This is a genomic window from Jeotgalicoccus sp. WY2 (genome assembly GCF_018437745.1).
Taxonomy (GTDB): Bacteria; Bacillota; Bacilli; order Staphylococcales; family Salinicoccaceae; genus Jeotgalicoccus; species Jeotgalicoccus psychrophilus.
Map to the genome: position 1 here is coordinate 217,290 of NZ_CP049818.1, position 21,746 is coordinate 239,035.

19 protein-coding genes and 5 pseudogenes are annotated in these 21,746 nt (G+C 41.7%); 21 read left to right on the top strand and 3 right to left on the bottom strand.

Annotated elements, in window-relative coordinates; translation table 11 throughout:
- The first annotated feature begins 267 nt into the window (after nucleotides 1–267).
- From G4D76_RS01240 to G4D76_RS14145, 11 genes and pseudogenes are all read left to right on the top strand, one after another.
- The gene (locus G4D76_RS01240) at nucleotides 268–1,449 is read left to right on the top strand and encodes an IS256 family transposase (protein WP_213810316.1); all 1,182 of its coding nucleotides are present in this window, start codon (nucleotides 268–270) and stop codon (nucleotides 1,447–1,449) included.
- 583 nt (nucleotides 1,450–2,032) lie between these two features.
- Entirely contained in the window at nucleotides 2,033–2,383 is a 351-nt protein-coding gene (locus G4D76_RS01245; RefSeq protein WP_026858120.1) for an Asp23/Gls24 family envelope stress response protein, read from the top strand.
- A gap of 26 nt (nucleotides 2,384–2,409) precedes the next feature.
- Nucleotides 2,410–2,789 (top strand): annotated as a pseudogene (gene nusB / locus G4D76_RS01250) (transcription antitermination factor NusB).
- Nucleotides 2,790–2,795: 6 nt separating this feature from the next.
- On the top strand, nucleotides 2,796–4,133 hold the full coding sequence (xseA, locus tag G4D76_RS01255; protein ID WP_213810317.1) for an exodeoxyribonuclease VII large subunit: 1,338 nt from the start codon (nucleotides 2,796–2,798) through the stop codon (nucleotides 4,131–4,133).
- Nucleotides 4,126–4,335, top strand: a complete 210-nt coding sequence (gene xseB, locus G4D76_RS01260) for an exodeoxyribonuclease VII small subunit (protein ID WP_213810318.1) — start codon at nucleotides 4,126–4,128, stop codon at nucleotides 4,333–4,335. The genes xseA and xseB overlap by 8 nt, the downstream gene beginning before the upstream one ends.
- The gene (locus tag G4D76_RS01265; protein WP_213810319.1) at nucleotides 4,319–5,200 is read left to right on the top strand and encodes a polyprenyl synthetase family protein; all 882 of its coding nucleotides are present in this window, start codon (nucleotides 4,319–4,321) and stop codon (nucleotides 5,198–5,200) included. Before xseB ends, G4D76_RS01265 begins: the two co-directional genes overlap by 17 nt.
- Nucleotides 5,201–5,294: 94 nt before the next feature.
- Nucleotides 5,295–7,184 (top strand): annotated as a pseudogene (dxs, locus tag G4D76_RS01270) (1-deoxy-D-xylulose-5-phosphate synthase).
- Nucleotides 7,162–7,947: a TlyA family RNA methyltransferase gene (locus G4D76_RS01275; protein WP_026858114.1), complete on the top strand. Its 786-nt coding sequence runs from the start codon at nucleotides 7,162–7,164 to the stop codon at nucleotides 7,945–7,947. The pseudogene dxs and the gene G4D76_RS01275 overlap by 23 nt, the downstream one beginning before the upstream one ends.
- 88 nt (nucleotides 7,948–8,035) lie before the next feature.
- Entirely contained in the window at nucleotides 8,036–8,488 is a 453-nt protein-coding gene (gene ahrC / locus G4D76_RS01280) for a transcriptional regulator AhrC/ArgR (protein ID WP_026858113.1), read from the top strand.
- 64 nt (nucleotides 8,489–8,552) lie between these two features.
- The gene (locus G4D76_RS14140) at nucleotides 8,553–9,470 is read left to right on the top strand and encodes an AAA family ATPase (protein ID WP_250130084.1); all 918 of its coding nucleotides are present in this window, start codon (nucleotides 8,553–8,555) and stop codon (nucleotides 9,468–9,470) included.
- Nucleotides 9,471–9,483: 13 nt separating this feature from the next.
- On the top strand, nucleotides 9,484–10,164 hold the full coding sequence (locus tag G4D76_RS14145) for a DNA repair protein RecN (protein WP_250130085.1): 681 nt from the start codon (nucleotides 9,484–9,486) through the stop codon (nucleotides 10,162–10,164).
- Here G4D76_RS14145 and G4D76_RS01290 read toward each other — a convergent pair.
- Nucleotides 10,161–10,418, bottom strand: coding sequence for a DUF2627 domain-containing protein (locus G4D76_RS01290; protein ID WP_026858111.1), 258 nt, complete (start codon nucleotides 10,416–10,418; stop codon nucleotides 10,161–10,163). The two genes, G4D76_RS14145 and G4D76_RS01290, sit on opposite strands and share 4 nt — an antisense overlap.
- A 236-nt stretch (nucleotides 10,419–10,654) precedes the next feature.
- Here G4D76_RS01290 and G4D76_RS01295 point away from each other — a divergent pair, with 236 nt between their 5' ends.
- The 9 genes and pseudogenes from G4D76_RS01295 (at nucleotide 10,655) to G4D76_RS01330 (ending at nucleotide 18,903) form a co-directional block, all read left to right on the top strand.
- Entirely contained in the window at nucleotides 10,655–11,539 is an 885-nt protein-coding gene (locus G4D76_RS01295; RefSeq protein WP_213810320.1) for a phosphate acyltransferase, read from the top strand.
- 22 nt (nucleotides 11,540–11,561) lie between these two features.
- Nucleotides 11,562–12,656: a Glu/Leu/Phe/Val family dehydrogenase gene (locus G4D76_RS01300; protein ID WP_213810321.1), complete on the top strand. Its 1,095-nt coding sequence runs from the start codon at nucleotides 11,562–11,564 to the stop codon at nucleotides 12,654–12,656.
- A 2-nt stretch (nucleotides 12,657–12,658) separates the two neighbouring features.
- Entirely contained in the window at nucleotides 12,659–13,588 is a 930-nt protein-coding gene (gene buk, locus G4D76_RS01305; protein WP_250130086.1) for a butyrate kinase, read from the top strand.
- Entirely contained in the window at nucleotides 13,588–13,740 is a 153-nt protein-coding gene (locus G4D76_RS14150) for a hypothetical protein (RefSeq protein ID WP_250130087.1), read from the top strand. Before buk ends, G4D76_RS14150 begins: the two co-directional genes overlap by 1 nt.
- A gap of 52 nt (nucleotides 13,741–13,792) precedes the next feature.
- Nucleotides 13,793–15,141: pseudogene (locus G4D76_RS16470) on the top strand (FAD-dependent oxidoreductase); the annotation flags it as partial.
- Nucleotides 15,142–15,157: 16 nt separating this feature from the next.
- Complete coding sequence (locus tag G4D76_RS01315; protein ID WP_026858106.1) at nucleotides 15,158–16,153, top strand: thiamine pyrophosphate-dependent dehydrogenase E1 component subunit alpha; 996 nt, start codon at nucleotides 15,158–15,160, stop codon at nucleotides 16,151–16,153.
- A pseudogene (locus G4D76_RS01320) lies at nucleotides 16,146–17,127 on the top strand (alpha-ketoacid dehydrogenase subunit beta). Before G4D76_RS01315 ends, G4D76_RS01320 begins: the two are co-directional and overlap by 8 nt.
- 12 nt (nucleotides 17,128–17,139) lie before the next feature.
- Nucleotides 17,140–18,385, top strand: a pseudogene (locus tag G4D76_RS01325) (dihydrolipoamide acetyltransferase family protein).
- Between the two features lie 80 nt (nucleotides 18,386–18,465).
- A complete protein-coding gene (locus G4D76_RS01330) occupies nucleotides 18,466–18,903 on the top strand; it encodes a BrxA/BrxB family bacilliredoxin (protein WP_026858103.1) in 438 nt (145 codons plus the stop codon).
- 60 nt (nucleotides 18,904–18,963) lie between these two features.
- On the opposite strand, the gene prli42 is transcribed toward G4D76_RS01330, so the two are convergent.
- Nucleotides 18,964–19,065 (bottom strand): stressosome-associated protein Prli42, encoded by a 102-nt coding sequence (gene prli42 / locus G4D76_RS16475; RefSeq protein WP_156897159.1) that lies wholly within the window; start codon nucleotides 19,063–19,065, stop codon nucleotides 18,964–18,966.
- Nucleotides 19,066–19,148: 83 nt separating this feature from the next.
- On the opposite strand from prli42, the gene G4D76_RS01340 reads away from it, so the two are divergent.
- A complete protein-coding gene (locus G4D76_RS01340; RefSeq protein ID WP_213810322.1) occupies nucleotides 19,149–20,273 on the top strand; it encodes a M20/M25/M40 family metallo-hydrolase in 1,125 nt (374 codons plus the stop codon).
- Between the two features lie 648 nt (nucleotides 20,274–20,921).
- Here the strand turns inward: G4D76_RS01340 and G4D76_RS01345 are convergent.
- Nucleotides 20,922–21,680 (bottom strand): helix-turn-helix domain-containing protein, encoded by a 759-nt coding sequence (locus G4D76_RS01345; protein WP_213810323.1) that lies wholly within the window; start codon nucleotides 21,678–21,680, stop codon nucleotides 20,922–20,924.
- Between the last annotated feature and the right edge of the window lie 66 nt (nucleotides 21,681–21,746).

Genomic DNA, 21,746 nt, shown 5'->3' on the forward strand with positions numbered 1-21,746 from the left:
TTATTGGCCGGCTCAAGAAGCCGGTCAATTTTTATTCAATTATCCAGTTCATGTTTTTATTTTAAAATTAGTTCATTGCGGAGCAAGGCCGCTTACTCGGGAATGACACGCTCTTCATTGCGGAGCAAGGCCGCTTACTCGGGAATGACAGCTCTTCATTGTGGAGCAAGGATTATGTCCATATAATTGTGTAAAAAAAGAGAGTCAGTATCTGACCCTATAGTACAATATTGCTACCAGACAAATTGACTAAGGGAGAATCAGATAATGACTCAACTAAATATTAACTTAAATATGGCTGATTTAACAGCCCAGATTCAAGAGTGTAACCTGAATGCCTTAACGAAAAGCTATACGATTGCGCTGCTCAATGCCTATATGGAAGCCGAACGTGACAAACATGTCCAAGCGGAACGCAGTGAACAAAACGACACCCGACAGGACTATCGAAATGGTTATTATGACCGTGAATATATGCTGCCTGTGGGTCGGATTAAATTAAGAGTCCCACGCACGCGCTCTGGCGAATTCTCGACAGAAGTGTTTGAGAAGTATCAGCGCATGGATCAGGCGCTGATACTGACCATGATTGAGTCTGTCATCAATGGAGTCTCGACACGCAAAGTGAAGAAACTGGTCAATGCATTATGTGGGGAAGAAGTATCTAAATCATTTGTATCGAACATCATGAAACGTCTGGATCCAGAAATTAAAGAATTCCGAGAACGCCCATTAAACTTAAAAAACTATCGATATATTTATGTCGATGCGATGTATATCGATGTCAGAGAGAACCATCGCATCGTGTCTAAAGCCGTGTATATCGCTCAGGGTGTCAATGATGATGACTATCGTGAGATTATTGGATTTATGGTATCTGGACAAGAGTCAGAGGCATCATGGACCCAGTTCTTTAAGAATTTACGCGCGCGTGGGCTCGGTACGCCTAAAATTGTGATTTCAGATGCGCACAAAGGATTAAAGAAAGCCATCAAGGGAGAATTTTTAGGGGCATCCTGGCAACGATGTACAGTTCACTTTCTTAAGAATATTATTGATGTGATGCCGAAAGATTCGAGCGATGAGCGTAATGCTTTAAAGCTCATTTTTAAAGCCACGAATCCGATGAATGCAAAGAAATACCGGACAGACTTTGAAGCATTGGTCAGCGGCAACCCCAAGTATGATAAGGCATTATTGAAATTGGACGAAGGGTTTGATGATGCGATGCAGTACTTGGTTGTGCCAGAACTTCACCAAAAGCACATTCGTACAACGAACAGTTTGGAACGTGTGAACGAAGAGGTTCGCAGGCGGGAGAATGTGATTCGTATCTTTCCTAACGTAGAATCTGCGGTTAGACTCGTTGGGGCCGTGTTGATGGATGAACATGAGAATATGTTAGCCCGTCGCAGCAGATTTCTCAGTGAGCCCCCTAAAAAGCAATAAAATTTGCCTTTCAGCCATGGCTGAAAGGCAAACATCACTACCTATTATCAATCGCTTTATTGTACTGTAAAAATCTTTACACAAGATTGTGGACTTGACTGGAGCAAGGCCGTTTACTCGGCAATGACACGCTCTCATTGCGGAGCAAAGTCGCTTACTCGGGAATGACACGCTCTCATTGCGGAGCAAAGTCGCTTACTCGGCAATGACACGCTCTCATTGCGGAGCAAAGTCGCTTACTCGGGAATGACACGCTCTCATTGCGGAGCAAAGTCACTTACTCGGGAATGACAGCTCTTCATTGTGGAGCAAAGTCGTTTACTCGGGAATGACAGCTCTTCATTGCGGAGCAAAGTCGTTTACTCGGCAATGACAGCTCTTCATTGCGGAGCAAAGAACCAAAGAACTCAACCTCCCCGTATTCCGCACCTTATTGACTAAACAAACAAATAGTCATATATTTAAAGTATTAAAAACAGCGGTTTTTCAGTTTTCAGACGACCCGGAATGTTTATCAATCCATTCAGTAAACCATTTAATATTACCTGCATCACGTGATATAATAAAACAGTGAGGTGATTGTATGATTTTACAAAATCATAAGACAAATTTAGGCAGCATCGAAATTTCCAGTGAAGTCATTGAAGTAATCGCAAGTATTGCGGTTGAAGAAACTAAAGGTGTTCACTCATTGCAAAATAATTTTGCCAGTGGTAATATCGAAAAGATTGGGAAGAAATTCCGCGGTCGCGGTGTTAAAGTTGAAACTAAAGATGATCAGATCCACATTGCGATTTACGTCGTATTATCGACTGACCGGAACGTTCACAGCGTAGCTGAGCGTATTCAGGAAAATGTTAAACAAGCTGTAAATGATATGCTCGAAGTCACAGTTAACGAAACTAACGTGCACATCGTCAATATTATTAAATAAGTTAATAGATAGGTTTAGGTGTAAGCATGAAAAGACATGAACAACGTAAGAAAGCATTTCAGCTGTTATTCCAGGTAGATAAAAACGTCGTTAATCTTAAAGATACCCGTTTTTACGAGGTATACCAGACTGAGACATTTGTTAAATCGGTCGTCGATTACTATGTTCACAATCAGGAATCAGTAAATGATGAAATCAGCCGTTACTTAACAGGGTATACGATTGAACGTATATCAAAAGTAGAAAGAATATATTACGCCTCGCGGTAAGTGAATTGCAGAGTCACGGTGCACCTGTAAAGGTTGTTATTGATGCAATTAAACTCGCAAAAAATTACGGTGACAAAGACAGCCATCGTTTCGTTAACGGGGTATTAAAGAATTTTGCCGTGCAGAATGAAGGTTAGGTAAAAATGGATAGTACAAAGTATTTATCAGTTCAGTCCTTAACAAAGTATATTAAATATAAATTTGAAAAAGACCCGTACTTGCAACGGGTCTTTCTTAAAGGTGAGCTGTCGAATGTGAAACATCATACGAACGGCCACATATATTTTTCTATAAAAGATGACAAGTCTGTCATCAGTGCGGTCATGTTCAGATACGATGCCGAGAAGCTCAATTTCAAACCCGAAGAGGGCCAGAATGTTCTTCTCGCCGGGAATATTACTCTGTACGAAGCCCGCGGACAATATCAGATTTACGTTAAAGAAATGCAGATTGACGGTATTGGCCAACTATTTTTAAAGCTCGAGCAGAACAAAGAGCTGCTGAAGGAAAAAGGTTATTTGAATCCGGAGCATAAAAAAGCGATTCCCGATTTTCCGGAACATATCGCCATCGTGTCATCCAGTACAAGTGCTGCAATAAAAGATATGATTACTACTTTAACGCGCAGATATCCACTCGTTAAGGTGACATTATTAAATACATATGTGCAGGGTGCCCGCAGTCAGGACAGTGTGTTAACGAATCTTACGCGTGCTGACAAACTCGGTGCAGATACTGTAATTCTTGCCCGGGGCGGCGGTTCTATTGAAGACCTGTGGACGTTTAACGAGCTGGAAGTGGCTCTCGCTGTGTTTAATATGAATACACCGGTGATTACAGGTGTTGGTCATGAGACCGATATTACACTTGTAGATTACGTGAGTGATCTCCGTGCACCAACTCCTACAGCAGCCGAACAGGCTGTACCAAACATCAGGGATTTACAGCTTCGTCTCGGCGAACTGCACAGACAATCGGATAATCTGATTATGTCTAAAATCGAGCGTTCACGTAAAGTGCTGGATGGTTTATCAAATTACTACAAATTTAAAAATCCGAATTTATTATATACAGAACAGACTGAACGTCTGCGCGATTTAACAGTAACTATAGAGAACCATATGTCCTTATCACTTTCTGAGAACCGGCATATGCTTAATAAGCACATGTCAGGGCTGTCGTATAACGATCCGGCACCCGATATCAGGAATTACCAGGAAGAACTTTTAAGAACTGAAAATGAACTGAAACGCCGTATGAAAGCAGTAATCGGCCAGAAGTCAGAACGTCTTGCTGGTAATATTAACGTCTTGGAATCAGTCAGCCCCGTACAAATATTAAAAAGAGGCTATTCTTATACGACGTTTAATAATAAAATAGTAACAGAAGCAAAAAACTTAAATGTTGGCGATGTTATTGAAACATCATTTAATCGGGGCACAGTCAGCGCTAAAGTGACAGAGGTGAATACAGATGACTAAAAACAATCAGACTTTTGAAATGAAAATGACGAGATTGGAAACAATCGTTAAATCACTAGACGAAGAGGAAGTATCTCTTGAAAAGTCGCTGGAACTTTATCAGGAAGGTATTAAACTTTCACAAGAGTGCGACAATATACTGAAAAACGCAGAGTTAAAAGTGGAAGAACTCAATAAGGATACTGATGACGATGGAGAATAGCATATCGTACATCGATAAAGTGAAGTCTCATATATTAGTGCACTTAAAAACGTATCAGCATTCTGAAACGATTTACAATGCGAGTAAGTATTCCGTTGAAGCAGGCGGCAAAGGACTCCGACCGTTACTGTTATTTACTGCGCTTGAAGCGCTGAATACGGATATTTCTAAAGGTCTCAGTACGGCATCCGCGATAGAGATGATCCATACGTATTCTCTTATTCACGATGATTTGCCGGCAATGGACAACGATGATTTAAGACGCGGTAAACCGACGAATCATATCATCTTCGGCGAAGGCACAGCTATTCTTGCAGGAGACAATCTGCTTAATGAAAGTTTTAATGTGATAGCTAAAGATAAGGAATTGTCTGCAGAAATCAGAATTAAACTCGTTGAAACGATTGCTACGGCGAGTGGACAGGCAGGTATGATCAGCGGTCAGATGCTCGATATTGAAGCAGAAGAACGTCCAACGTCACTCGACGAATTGGAAACGATTCATGCTTATAAAACCGGCGCACTGATAACAGCACCTGTAACAGCAGCGTGTATTATTGCTGAAGCGGTACCTGAGGTTACTGAAAGTCTTCAAAATTTCAGTGAAGTCATCGGTGTCTTATTTCAGATTAAAGATGATATATTAGACATTGAAGGCAATCCAAAAATTACCGGTAAGAACATAGGCAGCGATGCGAAAAAAGGCAAGGTAACCTACGTTAGCGAACTCGGACTTGAAGGTGCCAAAACAGCTTTGCAGCAAAAAGAAACAGAAGCATACAGAATCCTAGACAGCCTGGATGAATTAATAGAGACAGCGGGATTACGTAAAATCGTTCAGATGTTTGCTGAAAGAGACCAATGATAATTCATATGTCAGTATGAATTATCATTTTTCTTTTTTGTCGGAACAGTAAAGTGTTATAATTATTAATAGTAAAATTAAAGGTGGTTGCTATATGAATATATATAGTATTGACGAGCCATCATTTTTGAAAAACTCAAATGAAGAAGAGCTCGTACAGCTAGCAAGTGACATAAGAGAATTTCTCATCGAGTCATGTGCAGTTACAGGCGGCCACATCGGAGCAACTTAGGTGTTGTTGAATTGACAATCGCACTTCATAAGTACTTTGATTCACCCGTCGATAAACTGATTTTCGATGTAGGACACCAGGCATATATACACAAAATATTAACAGGCAGAAGTGCAGATTTCGCTACGCTGAGACAATATAAAGGCTTAGGCGGATTTCCTAAAATGCGCGAAAGCAAACACGATGTATGGGAAGCGGGCCATTCATCGACTTCGCTGTCTGCAGCAATGGGCTTTGCAAAAGCCCGCGATATTAAAGGTCAAAAAAATCACGTTGTACCGATTATCGGTGACGGTGCACTGACAGGCGGCATGGCGCTTGAAGCACTTAATCATATCGGCAGCGATAAGACGAACATGACGATTATTTTAAACGATAACGAAATGAGTATCGCACCAAACGTCGGAGCATTGCACAATATGCTCGGACGTATGAGAACAAATGCACAATACAATAAATTTAAACACGGTGCTGAAGGGTTTATCGAGCGTCTGCCGCAGGTCGGTACAACCCTTCGTGATTTGGCAGACCGTTTTAAAGACAGCACCAAATATGTTTGTCGACGGCATTTTCTTTGAAGAACTAGGTATTAAATATATCGGTCCGGTCGACGGTCATAATTTTGAAGACCTCGGTGCTGCAATTAAAACTTCTAAGGAATATGACGGTCCTGTCATCATTCATGTCATTACGAAAAAAGGTAAAGGATATCATCCTGCAGAGCATGACAAACTTGGTATTTGGCACGGTCTTGGACCGTATAAAATAGATACCGGTGAAGTACTCGGTACGAAGAAAGCCGAATCATGGAGTGCATTTATGTCTAATACTGTATTAGACCGTGCTCACAAAGACGAGACAATTGTAGCTATGACACCGGCGATGCCTGTCGGCAGCAAGCTCACTAAGTTCCAGAATGAACTGCCTAATCGTTTCTTTGATACGGGCATTGCAGAACAGCACGCAGTTACAATGGCTGCAGGCATGGCAGCTGCAGGTATGAAACCGTACCTTGCAATCTATTCGACATTCCTGCAGCGCGGTTACGATCAGCTCCTGCACGACGTCGACAGACAAAACCTGGACGTCCTCTTAGGCATTGACCGGAGCGGTCTTGTCGGTGCAGACGGTGAAACTCATCAGGGTGTATTCGATATCAGCTTTATCTCGCCGCTGCCAAACATCACTTTAATGATGCCGAGAGACGAAAAAGAAGCTGAAATGATGATTGATTTATCATTTGCTACAGCTGGACCGATGGCGATTCGTTATCCTAGGGGCAATGTACTCGGCATCGATATGAATGAAAACCGGGAGCCGCTTAAAATAGGCAGCTGGGAAGTTCTCCGAGAAGGTGCAGATGCAGCATTAATTTCATACGGTCCGACACTTGCGACTGTTATGGAAGCAGCAGAAATACTTGCAAAAGACGGTATTGAAGTTAAAGTAATTAATGCGCGCTTTATTAAACCGCTTGATAACGCTATGCTCAAGTCATTTGGTGAGAGCGGCATACCTGTATTTGTTATTGAAGAATCAATGCTTACAGGCGGACTTGGCAGTATGATTTCGACTTATATGAATGATGAATTATATACGAATAAAATTCAGCGTCTTGGTATCGGTAATGAGTATATCGAACACGGTGATGTCGATCTGCTTCTCCGTGATATCGGCATTACTGCTCCGAATATCGCACTGCGTACTAAGAAACTTACAGGGGCGCCTCATGAAGAAAATACGAATCGATGAATATATTTTTGAGCATTTCAATGTCGGCTCAATTGATGATATAAAAAAATTGATTATGGCAGGCAAGGTGCTGAATAATAACGAACCTGTTTATAAAGCCTCTGATAAAATCGCACCGGACAAAGCACATGTCAGATTTAAAAATGTGAAGCAGTTTGTTTCGAGAGGCGGACTAAAATTAAAACATGCCATTGATTCATTCGGTCTTGAGGTAACTGAGAAAGTAATGCTCGATATCGGTTCCTCAACAGGAGGATTTACCGATTGTGCGCTGCAGCATGGCGCGAAGCATGTCTATGCAGTGGATGTCGGAACAAATCAGCTTGCGTACCAGTTAAGAATTGACGAACGCGTATCTGTAATGGAACAGACGAATTTTAAAGAAACGGTTATCGAAGATTTCGAACCGCTGCCGGATGTCATCTCGATTGATGTATCATTTACATCAATTGTGCCGATACTCCGTCATATAAAATCCCTGTTCAGCCACAATATTGAAATTGCAGCATTGATTAAGCCGCAGTTTGAAAGTTATTTGGAAGAACGTGAAGAAAGCGGGATTATTACGAATCCGGACACGCATTACCAAGTAATTCAGCGCGTACTGAAGGAATGCGAATTACTCGGCCTTAATATTTCAGCAATAGAGCGTTCACCGATTACCGGAACTAAAGGCAATATAGAATATTTATTCTATCTGACAAGTAAAGAAAGTGAATATGCATTAACAGACAAAGACATCAAAACCGTTGTATACGGTTGATGTCTTTTGTTTTTGCTATGCAAAGGACCTGCTGTATGATAAATAATGAATAAATATTCAGCAATTCATTTATAAAGGGGGGATTTTAATGTCTAATAAATCAATCAGACAAATTAAAATCAGAGAAATCATTACTAATAACCGTATTGAGACACAAGAAGAACTTGTCGACAAACTTATCGACCATAAGTTTAATGTGACACAAGCAACAGTTTCAAGGGATATTAAAGAACTGCAGCTGATTAAAGTACCATCACCGGGCGGGGAATATGTTTACAGCATGCCAAAAGACAGGCAGTACCATCCTTTAGAAAAACTCGGCCGTTATTTGATGGATAGTTTCGTTAAACTGGACTTTACGGGCAATTTGCTCGTCTTGAAAACATTACCGGGTAACGCACAGTCAATTGGTGCGATTATCGATCAGCTTGAGTGGGAAGAAGTTGTCGGCACGATTTGCGGAGACGATACATGTCTGTTAATTTGCCGTGACGAAGAATCACAGCAATTAATTAAAGATCGTATTTTTAATCTTATTTAACTGGGGTGTTTAATGTGCTGCTCAGATTAAGTGTGCAGAATTTTGCCGTGCTTGAAATATTGAATTGGATTTTTCCAAAGGAATGACCGTATTTACCGGAGAATCAGGTGCCGGTAAATCAAAAATTATAGAAGCTGTCAGCTATTTAGAAGGGCGCCGCGCATCTGCAGACGATATTCGCTACGGAAGCAGCGGCGCTGTCATTGAAGGCGTGTTTGATTTTCCCGTCAATGATAAACTGACCAGTATGCTTAATTCTCTCGGTATTGTAGAGGACGAATTATACATCGTCCGCCGTGAAGTGATGACCAGCAGTAAAAGTTTAATCAAAATTAATAATCAAATGATCACATTGAATAATTTAAAGCAGATTATGGAGCTCGTGCTGTCGATTCATTCACAGTCATCACAAGCTGCTGTACTGCAAAAAAGTGAACAGATTGAATATCTCGACCGTTATATCGGTCTCGGAAAAGAAAGTATTTTTACGGAATATCAGAAACATTACAAGTCATATCAATCAGTTAAAAAGCGTATAGAAGAGCTTGAGTACAAAGACCGCAACCGTTTGACGCAGCTCGAGCTGCTAAAAATGCAGCAGGCGGAAATCTCAGCGCTCGAGCTGAAAGAAGACGAGGAAGAAGAACTGGAACAGGAGCTTGAGTTCTTATCAAACTATGAAAATATCCACGGCGCACTCAGCCGGATTAAAGCACTGCTTGTCAGTGAATATCCGCCGCAGGGCATGCTTTATGATATTAATCAGTCACTCGATACAGTAACTAAGTTCGATGAGTCATATACATCATATAGAGATACGCTGACAGATGCATACTACCTTTTAACAGAACTGAACACGCAAGTATCGAATGATTTGTCATCGATTGATTACGATGCCGAGCGTTTGAATTCTATTCAGTCGAGATTAAATCAGTTTAATCAGCTGAAACGTAAATTTACGAAAACATCAGGGACTCCTTGAATTCGAGCAGGAATTGCAGGAAGACATCGATGATCTCGAGAATATTTCACAATCGTTTACGAGACTGGAAGAAGAACAAAAAGAGTTCTATCTGAAAATGGAGCAGTCTGCGATGAAGCTGCACAATTACCGCGGTGAGCGGAAACATTTCTTAGAAAGTAAACTCCGCCGCGAGCTGAGTGAACTCGAGATGCCGAACGTACAATTTGAAATCAGTTTAAAAGAATCCCATTTTAATGCGCTTGGTTTTACCGATGTTGAATTTTTAATTGCAACAAACAAAGGAGAACCTTTAAAACCGATGAATAAAATTGCGTCGGGCGGGGAAGTGTCCCGTGTGAGTCTGGCTCTCCGTACAATCTTCTCGGAATTTGACAGCGATTCCTTGATTATTTTTGATGAAATTGATACTGGAGTCAGCGGACAGGTTGCCGCGCGCATGGTAGAGAAGATGAAGCTTTTATCAAAACAGCGCCAGGTTCTGGCGATTTCACATCTGCCTCAGGCAGCAGCAACAGCAGACCATCTGCTCCATGTGGAGAAAACGGTTGAAGATGAACGTACGCGTTCAACCGCATCATATTTAAATTACAAAGACAAAATCGAAGAAATTGCACGTATGATCAGCGGCTCTAAAATAACTGAAGCCGCACGGCTGAATGCTGCAGAATTACTAAAATCCAGCGAAGACTAATCTTCACTGGATTTTTTCGTTTGCTTCATAAAACGTTCCTGAGCACGTTTGTTTTTACGTTCGCGGTAGAGCAGGTAGCCCCCGATAAACCATATTCCAAAAATAGTCATAATAAGGCCGGCAAAAAATTGCAGTGCAGTATAAGTAAACGGATCGATAACAATTCCGAACACACTGTCACGCATCAATTTTATTCCGACCCCCGCGATAATACCTGGGATCACTAATATTATTAAAGCAATTATTTTCAGCATAGTCTTCTCCTAAAATCATTTCTAAATTAATTATACAGCAAACTGGAGAAAGTAAAATTTACAATTTATGAAACATGTATGAAATAACGCGTTGTAATATTCTTAATTATTAAACATTTTTAATACGCTTTTCTTTTGCAATAATTAATTGTATGCTTTTTGTAAGGGCTTTCAAAAGAGCTCTGGCAAATGTATTTATCCGAAATATTGTATAATAATTCCGGGGAGGCGAATTCATGAATTTTGATGAAACATTACAGAGCAATTTTAACACCGATGCATCAATTGCACTCGTCAGAGCAGGCTCAGAGGACCTGCTTGATTTAGTCCGTGAATCAGCACTTGAACACGGTATAAAATGGCATCTTTTTGATGATGAAAGAGTGCTTGCAGAAGCATTCAGCGCAATGGAATTCGATTACGGCAACTTCGGTGTGACGATTCATCATTGTACTGACGATGCTGCTTGTGCAGAAGAAGCTGGCAGGTTAATTTCATCGGGCGGAGCAAACGTGCTGATGAAAGGACTTATCTCAACCGGCGTTATTTTAAAAGCAGTATTGAATAAAGAATTAAAATTACTGGATCAGGCACTGTTATCCCACGTTGCATTATTCAGTCTGCCGAACTACCATAAACCGGTAATTATAAGCGACGCTGCAATGAACATTGATCCGGATACAGAAACTAAAATTAAAATAATAGAAAACACAATCACTGTCGCCGGCAAGCTCGGTATAAAAGAACCGAAAATTGCACTCGTTTCTGCAGTCGAAAAAGTGAATGAAAAAATAGCTTCTACTGTCACAAATGATACAATAGTAAAGGCTCATAATTTTGAAAGTGCAATTATCGACGGACCGATGCAGTACGATCTGGCAATGTCAAAATCTGCGTCACGGATTAAAGGTTACGACTCAGCTGTAGCAGGCGATGCAGATATACTGATTATGCCTCATATTGACGCAGGCAATATACTGTATAAAGCATTAATTACTACAGCAGGGGCTCACGTTGCAGGCATAATTGCCGGACTGAAAGTGCCATTCGTACTCACTTCGCGTGCAGATTCAAAAGAAGAGAAGTATAATTCAATTAAATTAGCAATTAAAATGATGTAACACAATCAGGAGGATATTTAATATGATTTTTACAGAAATGGAACAAGGCGACTACGAACAGCTGGTATTTTGCCAGGATAAAGCGAGCGGCCTTAAAGCGATTATATGTATTCACGATACTACACTCGGACCAGCTCTAGGCGGAATCAGATTCTGGAATTACGAACATGAAGATGAAGCAATCACAGACGTACTCCGTCTTGCTAAAGGTATGACATATAAAAATGCAGCTGCAGGACTTAACCTCGGAGGCGGTAAAGCAGTCGTAATCGGCGATGCATCCAAAGATAAATCAGAAGCATTTTTCCGTTCTTTAGGACGATACATTAACAACCTTGGCGGGCGCTACATCGCAGCAGAGGATGTCGGCACAACTGTTGAAGATATGGATTATATCTATCAGGAAACTGACTACGTATGCGGTGTCAGCGAAGCTTACGGTTCAAGCGGTAACCCGAGCCCGTTCACAGCACTTGGTCTTTTCGTTGCAACACAGCGTACAGCGAAAGAAGCATTCGGTTCAGACGACCTCACCGGCAAAACTGTCTCAGTTCAAGGTGTCGGCAACGTTGCTTATAGTCTTTGTAAACACCTGCACGAAGCTGGTGCTAAATTAATCGTTACTGATATTAACGATAAAGCAGTACAGCGCGCAGTAGATGATTTCGGTGCAACTGCTGTCGGTCTTGATGAGATTTACAGCGTGGAGGCAGATATCTTCGCACCATGTGCACTCGGCGGTATTTTAAACGACGACACGATTCCACAGCTTAAAGTTAAAGCAATTTGCGGCAGTGCAAATAATCAGCTTCTGGACATTGAAAAACATGGTAAAGCACTTCAGGACAGAGGTATTGTATACGCACCTGACGTAGTAAACTCAGGCGGCGTAATAAACGTTGCTGACGAGCTTGAAGGATACAACAAAGAACGTGCAACAGCTAAAGTTAAAGAAGTATACAACCAATTAGATAAAATCTTTACAATTGCTAAAGATGAAAATATTTCACCGCAGCATGCAGCTGATCATTTAGCAGAATCACGCATCAAAGCAATTCAAAATGTGAAGAGCGTTTATTCTCAAACTGATAAAAACATCCTTTCCGGAAGAAAATAATAATGAAAAAGTTTATACTTGTATTAAATCTCGGGAGTACAACGACGAAAGTTGCGCTCTTCCGGGATTTAAATTGCCACATAGTTAAGACCTACTCCCATGACAAGGAACTAATCAGCCAGGGGATTAACGAGCAGAAGACAGTACGCTACGGAACAATAATTAAGTTTCTTCATGAGTGTGAAGTATCACCGGAAGAAATCAGTATCGTTGCAGCACGCGGCGGACTGCTTCATCCCGTCGAGGGGGGCACATATTTAATTAACGACGATATGCTGAATGACTTATCATCTGGAAAGTACGGCGATCACGCATCTAACTTGAGCGGTATACTCGCAGCAGAATTTGCAGGGAACTACAATATCGAAGCTGTAATTACCGATCCGGTTGTTGTCGATGAGTTGTGTATGCAGGCTCAATATACCGGCATTAAAAATGTCAGGCGGACATCAATCTTTCACGCATTAAATCAAAAAGCAGTTGCAAGAAAGTACGCTCTTTCAGTCGATAAGAATTATGAAGACTTAAATTTAATTGTTATTCATATGGGCGGCGGCATTACAGTGGGTGCCCATCATCTCGGCCGTGTCATCGATGTGAATAACGGCTTAAACGGCGACGGACCGATGAGCCCGACACGCGCAGGCAGCTTGCCGGTAAACGGACTGCTGAAGTATATAGAAGAACACGAATTGTCACATCAGGATATTAATAAGCTGATTTCAAAACAGGGCGGACTGCTGTCTCATTTAAATACAGAAGATGTCCGGGATATTGTCAGTGATATTAATGACGGAGATACCACAGTGCAGAAGTACTTGAAGCAATGGCATTTCAGATTGGCAAAGAAATCGGTGCTAAAGCAGCTGTGCTGCACGGTGAGATCGACCAGATTATTTTTACCGGCGGCGTCAGCTACAGTGATTATGTAATGAATTTAATTAACCCGTATATTTCATTTCTTGCGCCTGTTACAATTTATCCCGGTGAACTTGAAATGGAAGCACTGGCATATGGTGCATATACGATAAATAAAGACAGAACGTTGCTTAAGACTTACAGAGCGGAGGAGACACATGTCTAAAAATTACGATACAGTAGTGATCGGCGGGGGAACCGGCGGTTATGTCACTGCGATTAAACTCAGCCAGCTCGGCCAGCAGGTCGCAGTCGTAGAAAAAAGTAAACTTGGCGGAACGTGTTTAAACAAAGGATGTATTCCGACGAAAAGTTTTTTAAAGAGTGCTGATGTCATTAACACTATGAAAAATGCAGATCTTTACGGGATTACACCCGCGGAACCATCATTTGAGATTGTTAATATTATCGCACAGAAAGATAAGGTTGTTAATCAGATGCAGAGCGGCATTAAATACCTGCTGGATAAAAATAAAGTGGATATTTACGAAGGCACAGCAACAGTACTTGGACCATCTTTATTTTCCCCGCTTGCAGGCGCTGTCAGCGTCAGCTATGAAGATGAGGAAAAAGAGAGTGAAATACTCGTCAATGATTTCGTCGTTATCGCTGCAGGATCAAAACCTGCCGAACTGCCTTTTATGCCGTTTGATGGCAATGTAATTTTATCGAGTGATGACTTAATGTATATGGAAGACATCCCAGAGAAAATTGTCATAGTCGGGGGGGCGTCATCGGTGTTGAGTTTGCAACAATACTTAATGCCTTTGGTACAGACGTCACAATTGTCGAAGCGTCAGAGCATATACTGCCGACTGAAGATAAAGACGTGGCGCAGGCCGTGCATAAATCACTGACTCAGAGTGGCGTTGAAATTAAGACAGGTGTTAAACTGGAAGCTGAAGGCGTTGATATTAAAGATGATAATGTCAGCCTGACTATTGCTGATGAAGTTGCAGTTTTTGATAAAGCACTCGTTGCAATCGGACGTAAGGCAAACACTGAGCATCTCGGTCTATTGAACACTAAAGTTAAAATGGATAACGGCGTAATTGAAGTCAATGAGTTTCAGCAGACGAAAGAATCCCACATATACGCAATTGGCGATGTCACATCATCACCTCAGCTTGCACACGTGGCGATAGAAGAAGGATTAATTGCTGCAGAACATATTACAGATAATAATCCGCTCGTCATGAACTACAGTAATGTACCGAGATGTGTATACACGTCGCCGGAAGTTGCTTCTATTGGTCATACCGCTAAGCAGTTAAAAGAACAGAATACAGAGTTTAAAACACATAAATTACCACTCTCTTCAATTGCGAAAGCTGTTATTGAAGACGGCGGTGAAGGTTTTATCAAGTTAAATGTGTCACCGTCAGGAGATATTCTCGGCGCTTCAATAGTGGGAGCAAATGCGACGGAACTGATTAATCAGCTGTCGCTGGCGAAATTTATGGATGCATCGGCACTCGAGCTGTCGAGCGCGGTATTTGCGCATCCATCTGTCGGGGAAATTATTAAAGAAGTCGGACTCGATGCCGAAGGTATCGCAATTCACGTTTAGGAAGGTGAACTTTTTGTTATCACATAAAGAAACAGATTTAACAGCAACAGATTTACAGGAAATGTACAAGACGATGCTCATTTCACGACGTCTTGATGAGCGTATGTGGTTATTAAACCGTGCAGGAAAGCTGCCGTTCGTTATTTCATGCCAGGGGCAGGAAGCAACACAGGTCGGCGCAGCTTTTGCTCTCGATAAAGAAGTTGATATTTTAAATCCGTACTACAGAGATTTAGCGTTAGTCACACACTTCGGCATGACACCGGAGGAAACAATGCTGTCAGCATTTGCACGCGGTGCGGATGTTCAGAGCGGCGGGCGTCAGATGCCGGGCCACTTCAGTAAAAAAGCGAGCAACATTATGACTCAGGGCTCTGCTGTAACAACGCAGATTCCTCACGCAGTCGGTGCGAGCTATGCCTTTAAAATGGACGGCGAAAAACGCGTCTCACTGGCTACGCTTGGTGAAGGCTCAACGTCACAGGGTGACTTCCACGAAGGCTTAAACTTTGCCGGCGTGCATAAGCTTCCTTTTATCTGTCTGATTGAAAACAATAAGTACGCGATCAGTGTACCGACGCATCTGCAATATGCAGCTGACAAATTATCAGATCGTGCAATCGGCTACGGCATGCACGGTGAACAAGTGGACGGCAACGATCCCATCGCCGTGTATAAAGTAATGAAGGAAGCACGTGAGCGTGCAATTAACGGAGAAGGCGCTTCATTAATCGAAGCAATGTCTATCCGTTTAACACCGCATTCGTCTGACGATGACGATAAATACCGCGAAGCTGATGAACTGGCTAAAAATAAAGATATGGACTGTCTCGAATCATTTAAATTATATTTACTTGATGAGAAAATAATAGATGAAGCATGGCTAAAAGCAGCGGAAGCTGAAATCAAGGACACTGTAAACAAAGCGACGAAAGCCGCTGAAGCTGCACCTTATGCCGAAGCTGAACACGCTTTAAAACACGTTTATGAGGAGGTAAACAATGGCTAAATTGTCTTATCTCGATGCCATTCGCGATGCGCTGTTTGTTGCAATGGAGCAGGATGATAATGTATTTGTTTTAGGTGAAGATGTCGGTAAAAAAGGCGGTGTCTTTAAAGTAACAGAAGGGCTGCAGGAAAAATTCGGTGAAATGCGTGTACTGGATACACCGCTCGCTGAAAGTAATATTGTCGGCACAAGTGTCGGCGCAGCAATGATGGGGAAACGTCCGGTTGCTGAAATTCAGTTCGCTGATATATTCTCCCTGCAGTCAACCAAATATTAAACGAAGCGGCTAAAGTCCGCTACCGTTCAGATAATGACTGGAATGCCCCAATGGTCATCCGTGCACCATACGGCGGAGGAATTCACGGCGCGCTGTATCACTCGCAGTCTATCGAATCGCTCTTCGTCTCAACACCGGGACTTAAAGTTGTCGTACCATCAACACCTGCGGATGCTAAAGGATTATTAATGGGAGCGATTAAAGATAACGACCCTGTATTATTCTTTGAACATAAAAAAGCATACCGTTTATTAAAAGGTGAAGTACCAGAAGGCGACTACACAATTCCGCTTGGTAAAGCCGACGTTAAGCGTGAAGGTGATGACATTACTGTTATTACTTACGGACTGTGTGTCAATTACGCGATCCAGGCTGCAGAGCAGTTAAAAAAGAAGGCTACGAAGCAGAAATACTGGACCTTCGTACGCTGTATCCGCTTGATAAAGAAGCGATTATAAAAGCCGCGTCTAAAACAGGAAAAGTTCTATTAGTAACTGAAGATAACCTTGAAGGCAGTCTGATCAGTGAAGTGTCTGCGATTATCGGTGAAAACTGTCTATATGACCTCGATGCGCCGATTATGCGCCTCGCAGGACCTGACGTGCCGTCGATGCCGTATGCACCGCCGATGGAAGATTACTTTATGATGAATCCTGAAAAGATTTACAAAAAAATGCTCGAATTGAGCGAGTATTAAGAGGTGACAAGGATGACGGAAATTACAATGCCTAAACTCGGAGAAAGTGTAACCGAGGGAACGTTAGAAAACTGGCTGGTTAAAGTTGGCGATCACGTCAGCGAATACGATCCGGTTTGTGAAGTTAACACAGCAAAAGTAACTGCTGAAGTGCCATCAGTGCACGACGGTGTAATTACTGAAATACTCGTCCAAGAAGGCGAGACAGTTGATGTCGGCGCACCAATTTACAAAATTGAGGTCGACGGCGATGCGTCTGCTGACGAAACAGCTGACAGCAATAATGACGAGGCGCAAACTGAAGCGCCTGTTAAAAATGAACAGCCTGCCATGCCTAAACAGCAGGGCGACCGCAGATTATCACCAGTCGTGATGCGCCTGATCGGTGTGAAATAATAATATCGATGAACTGGACGGCAGCGGTTTTAACGGCCGCATTACTAAAAAAGATGTTGAGAAGTATCTTGCTGACGGCCCGGTTAAAAAAGCTGAACCAGTACAGAAGACCGCAGTAAAACCTGAACCGGTTCAAGCGCCAAAAGCTAAATCTTCTAATGAGAGTGGCGAGTCGATTAAAGTCTCGGGCATCAGAAAAGAAATAGCAAAACGCATGGTTCAGTCAAAAACTGAAATTCCTCATGCATGGCTGATGATGGAAGTCGATGCAACAAACTTGGTCAATCTGCGTAATAAACACAAGGCAGCGTTTAAAGAAAAAGAAGGATATAACTTAACCTTCTTTAGTTTCTTCGTTAAAGCTGTGTCTGAAGTATTAAAAGACTATCCGATTTTAAACAGTTCATGGGATGGCGATACAATTACCGTGCATGATGATATCAACTTATCAATCGCTGTGGCGAATGAAGATAAGCTGTTTGTTCCGGTGATTAAAAACGCTGATGAACGCTCATTAACTGGTATCGCTAAATCCATCAGCACGCTTGCAAATAAAGCGCGTACGAATAAACTGACAGGCGACGACATGGCCGGCGGCACGTTCACTGTGAATAACACAGGTGCATTCGGTTCAGTGCAGTCTATGGGTATTATTAACCAGCCTCAGGTAGCTATTCTGCAGGTGGAATCAATCGTCAAGAAACCGGTCTTTATCGGAGATATGCTCGCAGCACGCCATATGGTCAATCTGTGCCTGTCTATCGACCACCGAGTATTGGACGGATTAGTTGCAGGGGAATTCCTGAAAGCTGTCAAAGAAAAAATAGAAAATCTCGATCCTGATGCGGTTTCAGTTTATTAACTTTACAAACAGTCATGCGCTCGCTAAAATAAACAGTACTGACATGACTTTTAATGAGTCGTATAAAGGAGATTTTTAAAATGGAATTGGATTTTAATTTATATATGCAGGATTTAGTTCAGAATGCGCGTAATGAATTAACTGACTCAGGATACACAGAACTGCGTTCACCTGACGAAGTTGATGCACACTTAAACAAAGAGGGAACAGCTCTTGTTATGGTAAACTCTGTATGCGGCTGTGCCGGCGGTATTGCACGCCCTGCAGCAATTCATGCGTTAAACTACGACAAACTTCCGGACCAGGTACTCACTGTATTTGCCGGTCAGGATAAAGAAGCCACTGAACAAATGCGTGACAAAGCACCTGACTTTTTACCATCATCTCCATCATTCGCGTTTTTTAAAGACGGTAAAATCGTCGATATGATTGAACGCCACGAAATTGAAGGCCATGAGATTATGAGCGTTATTACTAATCTGCAAGCATGGTTTGAAGAACACGGTAAAGAAGCTTAATAAAAAAACACCCTCCAATAGCAACTGCTGAAGAGGGTGTTTTTGTAAGCAAATATTTAATTAAAATGAAGTTAAGTAGCTGACGCCCATTAAAAGACCGGAAACTACTATAAGAATTATCATAAACCAGATAATAAGTCTTTGTACTTTTTTATTATGCATTCGTCCATCATCCTTAAGAATTTATTGTTATAATAACTATACATGAAGACAAATCAATATATCAACTGCTGGAGGCATATTTTATGAATAAAGAACGTCTGACAGAACAATTTTTAGAAATCGTACAAATCGATTCAGTATCAGGACAAGAGCGTCAGGTGGCAGATTATTTATTAAATCTGTTAAATGAACTGGAACTTGCCGGTTTTGAAGATGATACACAGGAAGTAACAGGTTACGGTGCCGGGAACTTAATCTTCACGCTAAAAGGCGAAGAAAACATTTCACCGGTCGCATTCATGGTACATATGGATACAGTAACACCAGGTATCGGTGTTAAGGCTCATATCGAAGACGGCTACGTATATTCTGACGGCACAACAATTTTAGGCGCTGACGATAAAGCGGGAATTTCCGCAATTATCGAAGCGGTACGCGTCCTGCAGGAAGAAAACATTCCTCATGGCGACGTTGAAGTTATTATTACTGTCGGAGAAGAAACCGGCTTAATCGGAGCGAAAGCGCTTGATATTAATAACATTAAAAGTAAATTCGGTTACGCAGTGGACGGAACAGGCCAGGTAGGAACAATTGTTAACCGTGCACCGTCACAGACGAAGATTAAAGCAACAATTTTCGGTAAGAAAGCACACGCCGGAATTGAACCTGAAAAAGGAATCAGTGCAATTAACCTAGCTGCGAAAGCAATCAGCAAGATGAACCTCGGCCGTATCGATGATGAAACAACATCAAATATCGGTACAATTAAAGGCGGACAGGCGACAAATATCGTTGCAGATAACGTAGAAATCTTAGCAGAAGTGCGCAGTTTATCAGACGAAAAGCTTCACGCTGAGTCAGATAAAATTAAAACAGCATTCGAAGAAACAGCAGCAGAATTAGGCGGGAGCGCTGATGTGCAGGTCGACATCATGTATCCCTCACTGTATGCACCTAAAGAAGACCCTGTCATTACAACAGCAGCTGAAGCAATTAAAAATATTGGCAGAGAATCTGATATTATCAGTCTCGGCGGCGGAAGCGACGGCAATATCTTCCACGGCCAGGGTGTACCGACAGCAATTCTAGGTGTGGGTTATGAATACATTCACACAACAAGCGAGCGTATGCCGCTTGAAGAATTGTATAAAATGACTGAACTGATCGTTGAGATTGTTAAAGTACATTATCGAAATGAGAGTAAATAATATTACTATGTAATTTTAAGAACCCGTATGCGGGAAGATGCCTGCATACGGGTTCTTTTGTGTGGAGTGTGGGGCTCATGTATACGGAAAGTCTGATTCATTTGCATGTGGTCTCATCATGTATACGCAAAAGGGAGTACGTAGGCATGAGACCTGTCCATGACTACGATTAAGGATTTACGTATATATGAGATTCTGTCATGCCTACGTAAACGGAAATACGTATACATGAAAAAGGATGCCGTTGCTCACATCGGGTTGAAAACTTATTTTCGACCGTATGAGGAACTCATATGCGGTCGATAAACATTAATCGGCCGCATGAAGAACTTTCATCAGGCTAAAAACATGTATTCAACCGTATGAGGAGCTCATATGCGGTCAATAAACACTATTCAACCGCATGAACGAACCGCATAAAGTAAAAAAACACAAAAACCCGCCAAAATCCTGAACTGCTCCCTGTCAAGTAGACAGGTAAAAAAACAAAATAGTATTTTGGTCGCACACGACGTTTGTCGTGTGCGACCAAAATCCTAAGATTTTTAGCGGGTTCATTATTTTTACTCATCTAATGCCTGCCATACTTGTATTTTAGTAGTAGGGTCTTCAAAAGAGTAAGTGTGTTTAATTAATTCGAGCGAGAAGTCACACGTCATATTGACGTTTTCTCTGAAGTGCCATCTTCTGAATATATTCGTATACTTTATCGATAGCAATACCGGGTTCCCCGGATGTTTCAAATACTTGATAGTTCATCGTTTCGGTAAATGTTTCGTCAAATGGTGTGTGCTGGTAGCTTGCTGTGCCGACGAATATTTCTATTTCTCCGTCGACAAAACGCTCCTGCACGAATATTCCTTTGACGAAACCGTCGTTGTATCTTAATATTTCATCAATCAGTCCGTCGCGTTCAAGGATCTTTAAAAACTTGTACTTGTAGTCGGAGTGATATGAATTAATATCGAAGTACTGTGCGATACCAATCAGTCTGAAGCTTTCTACAAAACTTCTATACGATGGATATTTAGGTTTTTTAGTCGGCACCACTTCAAATGAAATGTAATCGAGCAGATCGATCTTTTTAATATTGCGTTCTGTCTCATGCACCGAAATACCAAATGTGCGCGTGTAGAGTTTTTTGAAACTATCAACGTCGCGGTAGCCGTAATATTTAATAATATCCACAAGACGTCTGTGCCCCTGGTAAACTTCATATGCAATTTCTGTCATACGTCTTTTTTCCTGGTACTGGGACGGCGTCATTCCGACGAGGGATGTAAATATCGTCATAAATGATTTTTGCTCCACTCCCATGTTTTCCAAAACCTCACTGAAATCTATATCTTCTCTGAGGTGGTCTTCTATATATACGATAAATCTTTCTACGAATCGAATCGTTTCCATGTAATCACCTATACTTAATGTACTGTTATTTATTCCACCCGCGGCTCTAAAACACAACTGATTATA